General features: G+C 61.5%; 14 protein-coding genes and 2 pseudogenes. 7 read left to right on the top strand and 9 right to left on the bottom strand.

What is annotated here, in order from left to right:
- Positions 1-473: 473 nt before the first annotated feature.
- Complete coding sequence (locus tag AC1DW9_RS34945) at positions 474-614, bottom strand: hypothetical protein (RefSeq protein ID WP_476770866.1); 141 nt, start codon at positions 612-614, stop codon at positions 474-476.
- A 155-nt stretch (positions 615-769) separates the two neighbouring features.
- A complete protein-coding gene (locus AC1DW9_RS34940; RefSeq protein WP_476835696.1) occupies positions 770-1,219 on the bottom strand; it encodes a response regulator transcription factor in 450 nt (149 codons plus the stop codon).
- Positions 1,220-1,246: 27 nt separating this feature from the next.
- Between AC1DW9_RS34940 and AC1DW9_RS34935 the strand changes: the two genes are divergently transcribed.
- Positions 1,247-3,100, top strand: coding sequence for a potassium transporter Kup (locus AC1DW9_RS34935; protein WP_476770871.1), 1,854 nt, complete (start codon positions 1,247-1,249; stop codon positions 3,098-3,100).
- 102 nt (positions 3,101-3,202) lie between these two features.
- Here AC1DW9_RS34935 and AC1DW9_RS34930 read toward each other — a convergent pair whose 3' ends face one another.
- Positions 3,203-3,649: a hypothetical protein gene (locus AC1DW9_RS34930; RefSeq protein WP_476777431.1), complete on the bottom strand. Its 447-nt coding sequence runs from the start codon at positions 3,647-3,649 to the stop codon at positions 3,203-3,205.
- A gap of 58 nt (positions 3,650-3,707) precedes the next feature.
- Here AC1DW9_RS34930 and AC1DW9_RS34925 point away from each other — a divergent pair, with 58 nt between their 5' ends.
- Complete coding sequence (locus AC1DW9_RS34925; protein ID WP_476777432.1) at positions 3,708-3,965, top strand: hypothetical protein; 258 nt, start codon at positions 3,708-3,710, stop codon at positions 3,963-3,965.
- 269 nt (positions 3,966-4,234) lie between these two features.
- Here AC1DW9_RS34925 and AC1DW9_RS34920 read toward each other — a convergent pair whose 3' ends face one another.
- The 4 genes and pseudogenes from AC1DW9_RS34920 to AC1DW9_RS34905 all read right to left on the bottom strand — a co-directional run.
- The gene (locus AC1DW9_RS34920) at positions 4,235-4,510 is read right to left on the bottom strand and encodes a YMGG-like glycine zipper-containing protein (protein ID WP_476770870.1); all 276 of its coding nucleotides are present in this window, start codon (positions 4,508-4,510) and stop codon (positions 4,235-4,237) included.
- Positions 4,511-4,556: 46 nt separating this feature from the next.
- Positions 4,557-4,853: a hypothetical protein gene (locus tag AC1DW9_RS34915; protein WP_476777440.1), complete on the bottom strand. Its 297-nt coding sequence runs from the start codon at positions 4,851-4,853 to the stop codon at positions 4,557-4,559.
- Between the two features lie 527 nt (positions 4,854-5,380).
- Positions 5,381-6,084 (bottom strand): IS6 family transposase gene (locus AC1DW9_RS34910; RefSeq protein WP_476855340.1). Its coding sequence is split into 2 segments (ribosomal slippage): positions 5,381-5,908 and positions 5,911-6,084, totalling 702 coding nucleotides; the frame shifts between segments, so codons are not numbered across the junction.
- Between the two features lie 80 nt (positions 6,085-6,164).
- Positions 6,165-6,266, bottom strand: a pseudogene (locus AC1DW9_RS34905) (IS6 family transposase); the annotation flags it as partial.
- A gap of 289 nt (positions 6,267-6,555) precedes the next feature.
- Between AC1DW9_RS34905 and AC1DW9_RS34900 the strand changes: the two are divergent.
- A complete protein-coding gene (locus AC1DW9_RS34900; protein ID WP_476777434.1) occupies positions 6,556-7,557 on the top strand; it encodes a transglutaminase-like cysteine peptidase in 1,002 nt (333 codons plus the stop codon).
- Positions 7,558-7,642: 85 nt separating this feature from the next.
- Positions 7,643-7,823: pseudogene (locus tag AC1DW9_RS34895) on the top strand (IS5/IS1182 family transposase); the annotation flags it as partial.
- A 494-nt stretch (positions 7,824-8,317) separates the two neighbouring features.
- Here the strand turns inward: AC1DW9_RS34895 and AC1DW9_RS34890 are convergent.
- On the bottom strand, positions 8,318-8,440 hold the full coding sequence (locus AC1DW9_RS34890) for a hypothetical protein (RefSeq protein WP_476777435.1): 123 nt from the start codon (positions 8,438-8,440) through the stop codon (positions 8,318-8,320).
- Between the two features lie 294 nt (positions 8,441-8,734).
- Positions 8,735-9,556, bottom strand: coding sequence for a GGDEF domain-containing protein (locus AC1DW9_RS34885; protein ID WP_476777436.1), 822 nt, complete (start codon positions 9,554-9,556; stop codon positions 8,735-8,737).
- 262 nt (positions 9,557-9,818) lie between these two features.
- On the opposite strand from AC1DW9_RS34885, the gene AC1DW9_RS34880 reads away from it, so the two are divergent.
- From AC1DW9_RS34880 to AC1DW9_RS34870, 3 genes are all read left to right on the top strand, one after another.
- On the top strand, positions 9,819-11,174 hold the full coding sequence (locus AC1DW9_RS34880) for an HlyD family type I secretion periplasmic adaptor subunit (protein ID WP_476777437.1): 1,356 nt from the start codon (positions 9,819-9,821) through the stop codon (positions 11,172-11,174).
- The gene (locus AC1DW9_RS34875; protein WP_476825928.1) at positions 11,174-11,776 is read left to right on the top strand and encodes a ribbon-helix-helix domain-containing protein; all 603 of its coding nucleotides are present in this window, start codon (positions 11,174-11,176) and stop codon (positions 11,774-11,776) included. Before AC1DW9_RS34880 ends, AC1DW9_RS34875 begins: the two co-directional genes overlap by 1 nt.
- A 186-nt stretch (positions 11,777-11,962) precedes the next feature.
- The coding region (locus AC1DW9_RS34870) for a hypothetical protein (RefSeq protein WP_476855339.1) at positions 11,963-13,255 on the top strand (1,293 nt) is incomplete at its 3' end.

Below are 13,255 nucleotides of genomic sequence, written 5' to 3'. Positions count from 1 at the left end.
CTTGCTGAGTGCTCATGCGCGATAAATCACGCATGCGGTGCCGTCATCGAAAGATAGTGTACCAGGCCAACGCCATCCCTCCCCAGAGCAGGAACGATATCGCAGCTCCCCAAATAATCCCTCGCCCAAAACTATCGTCATCGTCTCCCTCGGGCCGAAGCCATTTGTAATTCCGCTGGTTTGCCGGGGGCGATGCTGGAGGTTCGTGAGAACATCCGTTTCCCTTTGAGGCCGCCATGCCAATAACCTTTCTGATGGCCGATGGGCGTAGCGAATCGTGTAATATTCAGCACGTAGTCAAACCAAGATCTGTAATCTAAGTGATGTAAGCACACGTATATCGGCTCGTCGACGGGGATTTGCACCTGCCCGTTCGGGGCGACTGAGATTGGTTAACCGGTGACATCAGGACGATACAGCCACGATAAGACGAGACCGCACGCGCGCACTACATGACGATACGTCATATAATCTCAGCTGGGGTCATCGCGCTGCGGCCCGATTGTACTTGCGCTATCCCTGAGACCCGATTTCATCGCCAGTCCCAGCGGGATCGGCATCAGGCCCTTCACCGGGTGCTGGTCGCCTGCACTCCGTGCCAGGTCGGTTGTCATGGCGCTCCAACTCTTCTTCTCGAGACTGCCACAGAGCCGTCGTCCACCTCCGGGAAACGCGCCGTTTTGCCAGGCGCCGCGTTTCTCGGCCGTTTTCAAACTGCGTACACAATGCAGGGGGGTGTTGGTGCTCTCGAACTGGTCGCCCGCCTTTTCTAAGAGATGAGCCCAAGCTGCTCTGAGGACAGGACAAGCTCGGCAATGGAGCGGGCGGCCATTTTTTCCATCACCTTGTGGCGGTGGGCCTTGATGGTGCGAATGGTGGTTCCGAGTTCGTAGGCGATCTGCTTGTTCATCCGGCCTCTCGCCACAAGGGCGAAGACCTCGCGCTCCCGCGGGGTGAGGCTGCCGAGCCGGACCGCGCGCAATTCGGCGCCATCGTCATCGCGCCTTGCCTGACGACAGCGCGCTAGCGCGAGACGGTTCCCACGATCCCTGACGCCTGACCTCCCAGCCCGGGCGGCCGGTAACCCCCGTCGTTGCGGCAGTGCAGGCAAAGGGGAACATGTCTTGCTAGGAGCGCTGCTGCATGCGCTATTTCCATGTAATGGGGAGGCCGGCGCATGGCTCGTGAGGTTCTGTCGCAGAACGGCTCTGCGTCTCATCACCATCACAACGGCTCCGTCCGCGCCCTGACCCTCGGCGCTCTGGGCGTCGTCTATGGCGACATCGGCACCAGCCCGCTCTATGCGCTCAAGGAAGCGGCCCGGGCCGCGGCTGCGGGAGGAGCCTTGCAGCCGGAAGCCGTCATCGGCTGTGTCTCGATGATCCTCTGGGCGCTGATCCTGATCATCTCGATCAAGTACTCGATCTTGATCCTGCGCGCCGGCAATCGCGGCGAAGGCGGCATCATGGCGATGCTGGCCCTGCTCAAGGCGCGCCATGCCAGGCCCGGCACAGGGCGCGCCTATGTCCTCGTCGTCGGACTCGTCGGCGCCGCCTTGCTCTATGGCGACGGCGCGATCACGCCGGCCATCTCCGTGCTCAGCGCGATTGAGGGCCTCAAGGTCGACGCACCGATGCTGGCGCCGGCCGTCGTGCCGCTGACCGCTGCGATCCTGATGGGTGTCTTCCTGGTCCAGAGCAAGGGCACCGGCTTCATCGGCCGGCTGTTCGGGCCGATCATGCTGCTCTGGTTCCTGGCGCTCGCTCTGCTCGGCATCCGGGGCATCCTGATGGCGCCGGGGATCCTCGCAGCGATCAACCCATTGAATGCGCTCTACTTCATTACCCACACCGCCCCGCTCGTCGGCTTCGCCGTGCTGGGCGCCACGTTCCTGGCCGTGACCGGTGGCGAGGCGATGTATGCGGATATGGGCCATTTCGGTCCCAAACCCATCCGCCTCGCCTGGTTCACCATCGTGCTGCCTGCGCTGATGCTCAATTATTTTGGCCAGGGCGGGCTGCTACTCACCCAACCTGCAGCCCTCACCAACCCATTCTACCAACTCGCCCCGGACTGGGCGCACTACCCATTGATCCTCTTCGCCACCGCCGCCGCCGTCATCGCCTCGCAGGCGGTAATTACAGGCGCCTTCTCGCTCACTCGACAGGCTGTGCAGCTCGGCCTCTTCCCCGCCGTCCACATCAAGCACACGGCCCATGACCAGAGGGGACAGGTCTACATTCCGATCGTCAACTGGATGATCTGCCTGGCGACGCTCACCTCGGTCTTCATGTTCCGCTCGTCCGATGCGCTGGCCGGCGCCTATGGCATCGCCGTCTCGTTGCTCATGGCCATCACCACCGGACTCGCAGCGCTGATCGCCCTCAAATGGGGCTACAACCCAATCCTTGTCGTGGCGGTCAACGGCTTCTTCCTGCTGATCGACCTTGCCTTCTTCTCCGCCAACCTGCCGAAGTTGCATGAAGGTGGCTGGTATCCGCTGGTCCTGGCGCTCGTGCTGGTGGTGATCATGCTGACCTGGCGGCGCGGCCTCGCTTTGGTGGAGGCAGCGCGTGGCCGCCAACGCGAGCCGGAGAGGGAGTTTCTCGACATGCTGGCCACGAACCCGCCAGTGCGCCTGCCGGGCACCGCCGCCTTTCTGGCCTCGGCCGCCCGCGGGCTTCCGCTCTCACTCACGCATTTCGTTCGCCACAATCATGCCCTGCACGAGCGCATTCTTCTTGTCACCGGCAAGCTAGAGGAAATCCCGCGCGTCCCCGACGAAAACCGTATGGAGGCGATCAAACTCGCGCCCGGCGTCACTCGCGTGATCCTGCATTTCGGTTTCATGGAGACGCCACATATTCCCGGCGGCCTACGCTGCGGCGCCGACCGTGGACTTCTGCCGGGCGTCGATCTCATTCAAATGTCGTACTATATTGGCCGTGAGACGATCATTCCGCGCGAGGATATTGTGGGAATGGCCGTGTGGCGCGAGGCGCTCTTCTCCTTCATGCAGCGTAACGCCGAGCGCTCAGCTGCCCATTTCCACATCCCCGCGAAGCAGGTCGTGGAGGTCGGCGTGGAGATCGAGATCTGATTGCCACGACTGAAGCCTGCTCGAATACGTCACCAAGCCCTTAAGGAGCAAGCGCAAAAGCGTTCAGCGAGAAGCAGGGGGCGGTCGGTTGCCGCGTTCAGCTCAAGGATGATCGTCCTCCCCTGACGGGATGCGCCGCGCATGTCTCTCGAACCACGAAGCAAGATCAGCGCCCCATAAGGCGGCAAGTTCAGTGGGGCTGAAATCATAGGGCGAGCGAGGGCTCAACGCTTCGATGCCCTTCAGCCAGCGCTCCCGATGCTTCGGTGAAAGAAGCGGGTTGTTGATGTCGATCGGCTGGTCGTCCATCGCCTTGAGGACATCTCTCATCCGGAGCGCACGCGGTTTCCGCCGGGTCTGCGTTTTCTGCTCCGTCGCCAGCTTCCTGAAATGCACCAGGTCGCTGACCAGCCGGGCATAGGGGGCGACGTTCCAGAGCCGCAGCTGCTCGATCACCTCCGGGCCGTGCTTCGCAACGTCGGCGGCGACGATATCGATGATCGATGCCCCGAGGCGATCACGGGCGTTGAGCAGGTTCTGTCGTCTCATGGCGGTCTCTCCCGCGCCTGCGCGCGCTATGGGCAGGCATCGCGCAGCCGCGCCACGCATGGCGGCGATGCGCAAGGGCATGGCTGAATGCAACAAGCCCGGCATGGCGGACGATGTTAAGGCGCGAGGAGCCCCACGGAGCAAGACCGTGGAGTTCCTCGTCATCTGTTGGTCCCTCGCAGTGCTCGTCTGGCTTGCGCTGATCCTCGTCGTCTCGTTCCACGACCTGCGGGCTGAAAAACTTGAGAAGGCGGTTGGCGTGAAGGTTAAATCCGACCCCGCCGAGAAGGACCGCATCCGCCGCCAGCTGCGCTGACCTTTCGGCGCAGCGCGCCCACGTGGGACGTCCGGCAACGCGCCTGACCTACTGGAGCCGTCAAGACGGTGCCTGACCCGCGCCCGATGCCCGCGCGTCTCCCGGCCCCGTACAAGCTTGCGTCCCCGTCGCCTGCGCGACGGTCTGCTCCCGGCTGGGTTGCCCTCTCAGCACCCACGCGCAACAGCCGCCCCATCGGAGCGGCTGTGCATGAAACCAGATGCTGCCGGTGGGCTCGCCAATTGGCCCGGCAGGTGTGCTCAGGCGCCTTACGGGCAGGGACCTGAGAAACGGCGACCGCTCGTGTCCTGGAAGATGCAGTTGTTTGGGGTCGTCGCCCGACCGACCACCGCGCCGGTCACGCCACCTGCAAGGGCACCGATGGCGGCACCACGACCGCCGCCCGCGATCCCACCGATGAGCGCACCCCCGCCAGCGCCAATGGCGGCGCCGCCAAGCGTGCGGTGCGACTGAGACTCAGGGTTGCAGCCTGCGAGTAAAAGGCCAAGGCCGATAAAGCCGGCGACTGTGATCGAACGGAGCATTTTGGGGTCCTTGTTCAAGTCTGCGCGCGAATGCGAACGCATCAAACTAGGGCGAGACGTCGGGTGCGCCATCGCAAGTGACCGCGTCAGTCGGGAATTCCTGTGGATGTTTATCCGGTTTCCCCGATACCTGAAGCTTCGTAGCCTTCAGCTCGGTCGCACGGCGTCGCCGAAATCTTTTGATCACGGCCTGACGGAATGAGGCCCAAAGCAGCTGCTTGCCACTCTCGACCTCAACAAATTCCTGCTTGAGCTGCCAGCGCCCTCCATCGAGAAACTCGGTCACTGCCGTGCGCTGCGCCTCGAGACCCAGACCAGAGCGTCCCTGACGCAGCGTCGACACGCGGAGATAACCACCACAAGGCAGGCCGGGCAAAGCGGCCCACCGCCCCTACCGCGCGTCTTCCGCGCCTGCGCTGCGCGCCGCGACACCCGCCAGCGCACGCGACGGCGCCGACGATGTACAAACGGATTGCGGAGCCTGGTCAGACCGGGATCGTCATCCCCGATGTCGAAAGGCGCGATGAGGGCCGGACTCATGGCCTGATATCCCTTCGCTGGGAGGCCCGGATCGTCCCAAACGTCGCTGCCACGCAAGCAGCATGAGGGTGGTAGTTTGAAGGTCCGCGACCTCACGCTGGATTAAATCCAACCTATCGAGGACTTCTTTGTATTTCTGCATTTATGCATTCGGCGCTCTTCCCGCGCATAATACAACAGAAACATCAGCAGGATCGTCTATCGCCCGCAACTTCCGTTTTGCAACGACGAACAAGTGCCGACGAGGACCTTAAGGCCCGACTGGCACCACCCATCTGGGTTCTGTTGCAAATTCCCGCGGCGCCATAGAATTTGGAGGTTTGTGCCGTTTCACGCCGCTGCGATAATCTCAAACTGCGCTGCGATGGTTGGATTTGGATTGTAGGCGTATCTGGCCTGTCCTTTGCGCATCATGTGAACCATCTCGATACCGGCCAGGGTTGCCGCGGCGCTTTTGAATGATGTGAAGCCAAGCATCGATCGGATTCGCCGTTTGATCCGCCGATGATCCTGCTCGATCCGATTGTTCRGGTATTGGCTTTGCCGGATTCGGATCGGCTTCAGCTKGCGGCGTGASCGATCTTGAAGACGGCTTGTCGCATCACACGCGACTATGGCTTCCCGGTTRGTCTGGCTGCCGTCAATGACGATGCGCTCGGGCCGGCCATGGCGTTCAAGCGCKTTGCGGAAGAACCGCTTGGCCGCCGACAGATCCCGATGTTCGCTGAACCAGAACTCGACCGTGTCGCCAACGCTGTCGATGGCGCGATAGAGATACATCCACCGTCCGCGGACCTTGATGTACGTCTCGTCCGCATGCCACTTGCGGGTCACGGTGCGCTTGCGCTGGTTGAAGCGCGCTGAAGCAGCAACGGCGAGAAGTAGACGACCCAGCGGTGGATCGTGGAATGGTCAATGCTGATGCCGCGCTCGGCCATCATCTCCTTCAGGTCGCGCAGGCTCAGGCCGTAGGCCAGATACCAGCGAACACACAGCAGGATCACCGATCGGTCGAAATGACGGCCCTTGAACATCTGAAATCCCCCCGCCAATGGCTGGAAGGTGATGCCCTAACCTCCGTAACTGAAGAGTTTGCAACAGAACCCCAGCAGACCTCGACGTCGCGGAAGCTGAGGGTGAACCGGAGATACAGCGAGTTTGCCAGCTGGATGATCGCGGGTGGAAAGCGATAACCGCTGTAACTGATCTTTGCCATGCTCAATGGCTACCAACCCGATCGAGGCGCAACAACTCCGCTACGCCGTGACAATGCCGTTCTATGTCGATCAACGGCCTTTGCGATCGGTCTTGCAGTGCCCCTGGCAGCATAGTCAATACTTACATAATAAACGGCCCTCAATTCTTCTAATACTCGGAACCGCTCTATATCCAAGATGTGCGTTTATTTCTCTGGCCCGAGCGCAAGCCTAAAAGTTTAGGCATTGACTTCATCCAGCGCAGAAAGGCCGCTCGCCATCTTCCCTCTGTGATCCGGAGGGGTGTCGATGTACCGATCTGCGTTGGTTCGGAGGGGGCGGTTTTGGAGATGGGCAGTCAACCTGCCGATCCTGATCGCGATCACCTCGTCGATGGCAATGGCCAGCATCGTGACGAGTGATGCCGACAGTCTTCCTTCATCCGTGAAGGCACCGGCGTTGCCCGTCTTCCTTGGCATCTCGCTCTTCGGGCGCAGTCCGTTGGACTGGCCCGACCTTGCTTCGATGCAGGGCCCGCACGCGCCGCCCCAGAAAGAGGCGCAGCGAGAAGCGGCCGAGCCGGTCCGCGTGCTGGCGGCGCTCGGCCAGGCAAATCTCTCACTCGCCGAACGCTGGACGCTATTTGGCGAAAAGCTTCCGCAATCGCCGCGCGAAGGCCGGCGAGCAGTACCTGCGGGGCGCAGCGACGTGCTAGGTTCGGTCGCGCTGCCTGTCTCTCAGGTTCCTCAGTCACGCCGGTGGCACACAATGCTGGAGGAGCGGGCCGATTCCTATTTCGTGGGCAGCTGCTCCGCATCAGCCTCAGCCTGCGCAGAAAAACTCCGCGGGCGGCTAACGGACGCGGTGACTATTGCGCGCGGCCAGTATGATCGAGACGCCATCGACACCGTCAACAAGGCGGTAAATACCGAGCTGAAATACCGCCGTGATCTCGATGGCTATGGCATTCCGGACTATTGGGCGACGGTCGAGGAAACCCTGGCGCGCGGCAGCGGTGACTGCGAAGAGTTCGCCGTCCTGAAGATGTGGATGCTTCTCGCCGCCGGCTTCGATCGCTCCCAGATACGGCTGCAACTCGTCAAGCTGCTTAAAACCGCAGAGGATCACGCGATTCTCGTCGTTGATATCGGCGCCGGTCGCCTCGTTCTCGACAATCTTTCTGCATCGGTGCTGGACGATAGTCAGGTCAGCGAATATTTGCCTCTGCTCTCATTCGTCGGAGGCGACGCCTACCTTCATGGCTTCAAGCGTCGGCCGGCAAGATCGAACGAAGTCGCTGCGCTGCGTTGAGACAAGCAACTTTCAGGTCGGGGAGGCCTGCTTCTGGGTAGGCGCGTGCGGCGGTTGCAGCGCCCTCCCAACGACGTCGAAACCGGTGGAGGGCGGTCAGCGTGATCTGTTCCGGGCGCGGCTCGACCAGATCATTGCCCTCAACCATGCCTTGGTCCGGCTGGCGCGGACGATTGACTGGAGTGTCCTGGAGCGGTCCGCTGCCGACGCGGCCAATGGCGGGGCTCGCCATCCTCAAGAACATGCACGATCCGTCCGACGTGGCACCCAGACCCGGATGAAGCTTCGTCAGACCAACTTGCAACCAGGCCGGAGTCGAGCCTGATCCGGACCAACCTTCTCGCAAGCATGGGCAATGAACGTGGCTAGGACACGCGGGCTTGCGAGGGCGCGAATAGCTCTGGCCCGCCGTATCGCAGTCACTTTGCATAAGATGTGGCTAACAGGGGAGTCGTTCTATTGGAGGAAAGCGGAAATCACCTCAGCCTGAGTTTTTACAGCATCCGCCTCGGCGGACGTCCCCGGCAAGGGCGAGTGAGAGCGACCGTCCGTTTGGTGCGCCGTCGGCCGACCAGGGAACGCCGCAAATAAGATAGCTCCGCCGCCGCTCAGATGAACACCATCCTGTGCCGGCTTCGCGCCGAGCCCGAGTCGCGCCGAAAGGGGCATGGAACGCGACTCTACTCGAGGCTATGGGGTCGGATGCCGATCCAGCCCAAGTCCCCGACCTTCTTAAGGAAGCTGTCGCGGTAATGATAGCTCAGATCCGTGATTCGGCGAACGGATCACCCATCTTCACGATCGGCTGGTCGCGTGGCATCACGCCAACGATGTCAGCCAGCGGCTCGCCACGATCCCCGGCCCTGTCACTGCGTCCTCTCATTTCGGCCTCCGTCAACGACGCTGCTCAGTTTCGCTCAGGACGACACTTTGCGGCGTGGATAGGCCTTGTTCCCAGAGATTTCTCGACGCAATGCGCCCGGCCGACAAAAACTGGCTTACCTTTCGAGGGCGCGGTCCGTCCTGCACGACCTCGCTTTGACGCTCGCTACGAGAAAAACGAAGGGTTGGCTCTTCTGCTCGCGAGACGTCCCAACTGATGCGCGTGGGTTACGGAAAAGCGACCTTTGGAAGGCCACTTTTTCTCACGCTCAATTATTTTATGCGGATCTTCCGCTCAGATATTCGCGGTGTTCTGACTGCTGGCGACATGCACACCCCCACCGCGCGCGCGAGTCAGCATCTCGTCGAAAATCGTCTCGTCGGATCTCCGCTCAACCGCTACGACTTTGACATCAGGTATCTCTGATCCCAGCAGAAGAGGGGGCCTTCCCGTCACGGCATTCTCGAGCCGCTGTGCAATGCTGGCTGTCGTCGGAGCCGAAGCTCCCGGCAGGAGTACACCGAATTCCGAAGCCGAAATACGGGCTACGGCGTCATAGGGGCGGACGAAACTCTTCAGAGTGTCCGCGACGTGAAGCTGGAGTGCTTCGGATGCACCTGACCCCAGACGTGCGGCGATCTCGTCGTATTTATCGATTGTGACCAGAATGAATGATAACGGGCTTCGTTCGCGCTGCGCGCGGCTGAACTCCTGCACTGTCCTGACCTGCAACCACTTGCGATTTCCGAGACCGGTAACCGCATCAATGTCCTGGAGGCGCTCGACCTCAAGGCGATACTTGGCAATTTGCTCTTTTGCATTCCTTGCTTCGCGCAGAAGATCGCTCGCCGTTTCGCGCTGTCCATCTCGAGTTGCGACGTCCGCAGAAAGCACCTGACTGGCAGCTTCGACACGGCGAAGCAGGTCTATGACCGTCGTTGCGGCGCCGACAAAGGCCACGGCAGCGACGACACCAAGAGTGGGTGTCAGCCAGGCCGGAAGCGCTGCGTCAAAGCCAGCAGCCAACCCGGAGGACGCAACGATGGCTGTAATGCAAATGGCGAGCGCCCCGCCCCATGCTACGAGACCGACCAGTCCCCGGCGTTTGTCAGCCATTGGAGAACCCTTCAGGAAAGTGCGTCATCGTACCGCTCAAATTCGATTTCCGTTCGCGCCCATAAGGAGCACGATACCTAGCTGATTCCTTTAGACGTCAGGTAAAATTTATAATTCAGGTAGAATTTGCAACGCTTGCGGCCGCGCAGATCAAATCGCCGAATGGAATGATGAGTGGCTCGCATCATTGCAGATTTCGTGGTATTCCCACGTTACTCGGCAAATCGCTGGGAAGTCATTACGCGAGCGGGACGCTGCATTCGTGACATCAGTCATTGGCCAAAAGGGCATGCGCGCGGTTTCCTGGTTCCGTCCGAAGGCTGAAAAGCAAGCTTTTCGCGCCGCTGATCGCCCGCCGCGCCTTGCCTCGCAAGCCATCAAGCTGGTTGGTGCGCTTCTCCTTGCCGGCATCATATGGGCCAATTTTTCGCGCGTCGAGGAGATTACGCGAGGGTCCGGGCGCGTGATTCCTACGTCGCGGACGCAGGTGGTGCAGAGCTCCGAGGCCGGTATCGTGCGGGAGATTCTCGTCCGGCAAGGCCAGCGGGTGGCTCAGGGCGAAATGATCATCCGGCTCGACGACACTCCAAACTCCGCGAAGGCGGGCGAGGCGGTGGCGCAGGGTCGCGCGCTCCGGGTGCAGATCGCTCGCCTCGAAATGGAGGTGGCCGGGCCCGGATCGCCCTTCGAATGCCCGAAGGACATCGAGACGGTGGCACCGGATGTCTGCCTGAACGAACGTAAGCTGCTGAGTGCCCGACAGGAGAATTTTCACGCGCGCATCGATACCTTCAAGGAGCGCCTCGAACAGCGGAAGCGCGAAGTCGGCGAGGTGACGGCCCAGTCGCAACGTTTCACCGAGTCGCTCGTGCTTGCCGATAAGGAACTCGCGATCATTGCTCCGATGGCGAGCAGAAACCTCATCTCTCAGCTCGAACTAATCCGCGCGCAACGGCAAGTCGTCGAGTTGAAGGGGCAATTGAGTACAGCGAAGGAAACCTTGGCCAAGCTCGAATCAGGCTTGCGCGAGGCGAGTTCCCAGCTTGCCGAACAAGTCACCCAGCTGCGGCGTGAGGCGCTAGCTGAGCTGACCGCGCGTCGAGCGGAGTGGTCCGTCGTACAGGAGACACTTCGGGGAGCGGAGGAGCGTGTTCGCCGCACCGATATTCGCTCTCCCGTTGACGGGGTTGTGAACTCCCTCGCGGTCAATACGGTCGGAGCCTATGTGAATCCCGGGGAGCGGCTGCTCGACATCGTGCCATCCGATGGAAAGCTGCTGATCGAAGCACGGGTCAAGCCTTCGGACATCGCGTTCATTGCACTCGGGCAGAAGGCACTGATCAAGGTATCGGCCTATGATTTCTATCAGTATGGTGGTCTCAACGGCGTCGTGGAGCAGGTATCTGCCGACAGCGTCTATGATTCCAATTCGAAGGAGACCTTCTACGTTGTTCTGGTACGGAGTGACGAGACCTCACTGAAGTTCGACAAGGGAGCGCATGCCATCATCCCCGGTATGACCGCCGACGTCGACATCATCACCGGCGACAAATCGATCCTCACTTATCTGCTCAAGCCCATCAATCGCGCCAGGCACGAGGCAATGACTGAACGTTGATGGAACGGTGCGTGGACGAAACTGGGGCTCAGAGTGTCAAGGAACCCCGTCTTCGCCTGTTGACAATCGACGGGCGCCGTCGCGCTTTCAAGCTTGAGATACAGTTCTGGCAGGCGCTCGAACATATGGCGCGCGCGCGTCGAGAGCGGCTGTCGACGCTCGTCGACCATCTCCTTGCCGACGAACGGGGCAACGCAACGGCCAGATTGCGGGTCGCTGCAATCGAATGGTTCATGGGCGAAGGGCGTGCCGGCCAATCTCAGGATCTCAAGAGCAGATGGCAGCGCATCATCGATCTCATCATCGAGCCTGCCTTTATCATCAACCAGCACAAGCAGATCCTCCTGTTCAACGGGCCGATGCGCGCCTTCGCGGCAAGTGCCGGTGAGCAGCCGAATGTCAGGCTCGGGCTTTCCGCAGAGATAAGCCGGATCCTCACGCTGTTCGAAGAGAATGAGCAACGCATCATCTCGATGCCGTGCTTTCTCGACGCCGGGCAGCACGCGCTGAAAGCTACCGCTAGAATGACATTGCTCGAGCGCAGCAGAGGGCAGGCGCTTCTCCTATGCGCCCTTCGGCCTGCTGTAGGAGCACAAGCTTGAACGACGTCCTGGCTCGCCCTTGTCCCCGCTTCGCCACGTCGAACGCAGAATGGGTCGATCGGCCTTGACGTTAAGGATCAACAATATTTTCACTCATCCGATATACGCCAGTATAACGCCCGTCTTGATGTCGGTTTGATATTCGCCAATCCATTCGATCAGTTATGAAAATGATCGGGTGGCGTCATGGATGAAGGTCTTGGCAACGCTGGCGTCGCGGCTAAGGCCGAAGTGACGACTGGTTCCGCCGCCGATGCGGTGGACCAGGCCGGGCGGATTATGCTGGCGCAAGCGGCGACAGCCCCCTCTGGCCCGGCCCCTTCACCACCGCCGGCTTTGCCCGCTGTTGAACCCAGTGCTGCGCCGACGGCCGCAACGCATTTTGATGCGGTCGCCACCAAGGTGGTGCGGTTGCCGCAAGGCACCTCCATCGACAATATCGAGGTGTCGGGGAAAGACATCGTCCTGAAGCAGGCCGATGGCCGCACAATCGTTATCGACAACGGTGTTTCGAATGTGCCGACTTTGATAGTCGGCGAGATCGAGGTGCCTGCTGGCACGCTGACGGCAGTGTTCGATCGCCTAGGTATCGTCCCTGGCGCGGGCCCCGCGGGCGCTCAGCCCTCGAACGTCGGCAGCTCCGGCGGCAATTTCGCTGTTGCCAACGGAAACGTCGGCTCCTTCTTCGGTCTCACCGATCTTCTTCCTCCCACAGCCCTGCAGTTTCCGACCCTGGAGCAGCGCGAACTGGGCGCCGCAAGGGGCGGCCTCAGCGTCGGTCCGAGCGTATTGTCGTCGACCGTAAGCGTCCTGCTGGCGGAAGCTGCGCTGCCGGGAGGCCGGGAGGGTGCGCGGATTGGCGAGGAAAGGCGAATTGGCCAGCTGTTCGATTCCGGCTCGCTGCCGATCAGCGCCGTGCACTTTGCGACCGATCTCAGCACCTTGCAGACGGAAACGAACGGCCTTCCCGGAGCGGACATCGTCTGGGCTCGGCTCTCCGATACGGCAATCGTCGGGCGCGTGGGGGGAGTTGACGCGGTTCTTCTTCAGATCGAGCCCTTGGGCGGCCAGGGAATTGGAACGGCAGAGCTTACCGTCACGATCACACTGATCGGCCCTGTGCCGCATCCTTCGGGAGGCGGTTTCCAGACCGTCGACCTCGGCTCGGTCGGTGTCGTGGTCGAGACAGGGGCGGGTACTGCGCAGGGGACCGTCCAGATTTCGTTGACGGACGACGTGCCGACGGCGGTTTCGGATACCGACGCGGTCGCGGCGGGTTCGTTTGCGGCGGTCGGTGGCAATGTGATCGGCGGCGCCGGCAGCGACGGCAATCCGGCCGGTGCCGACGTGCAGGGCGCGGATGGCGGGACGGTGACCTCGGTCGTGGCGACGACGGCGGGCGGCCTGGCGGTTGCGGTCGGCACCGGCACGGTGGTGGCCGGCCAGTACGGCGTGCTGACGATCTCGTCGGATGGCGGT

The organism is Allobosea sp. P4_E12 (genome assembly GCF_056401655.1).
This window is presented reverse-complemented; position numbering and strand designations above follow the sequence as displayed.

Coding starts and splice junctions, on each gene's coding strand:
- AC1DW9_RS34945 (WP_476770866.1), bottom strand. CDS start 614: ATGACAACCGACCTGGCACGGAGTGCAGGCGACCAGCACCCGGTGAAG.
- AC1DW9_RS34940 (WP_476835696.1), bottom strand. CDS start 1,219: ATGAGACGCAGAGCCGTTCTGCGACAGAACCTCACGAGCCATGCGCCG.
- AC1DW9_RS34930 (WP_476777431.1), bottom strand. CDS start 3,649: ATGAGACGACAGAACCTGCTCAACGCCCGTGATCGCCTCGGGGCATCG.
- AC1DW9_RS34925 (WP_476777432.1), top strand. CDS start 3,708: ATGGCGGCGATGCGCAAGGGCATGGCTGAATGCAACAAGCCCGGCATG.
- AC1DW9_RS34920 (WP_476770870.1), bottom strand. CDS start 4,510: ATGCTCCGTTCGATCACAGTCGCCGGCTTTATCGGCCTTGGCCTTTTA.
- AC1DW9_RS34900 (WP_476777434.1), top strand. CDS start 6,556: ATGTACCGATCTGCGTTGGTTCGGAGGGGGCGGTTTTGGAGATGGGCA.
- AC1DW9_RS34890 (WP_476777435.1), bottom strand. CDS start 8,440: ATGAGAGGACGCAGTGACAGGGCCGGGGATCGTGGCGAGCCGCTGGCT.
- AC1DW9_RS34885 (WP_476777436.1), bottom strand. CDS start 9,556: ATGGCTGACAAACGCCGGGGACTGGTCGGTCTCGTAGCATGGGGCGGG.
- AC1DW9_RS34875 (WP_476825928.1), top strand. CDS start 11,174: ATGGAACGGTGCGTGGACGAAACTGGGGCTCAGAGTGTCAAGGAACCC.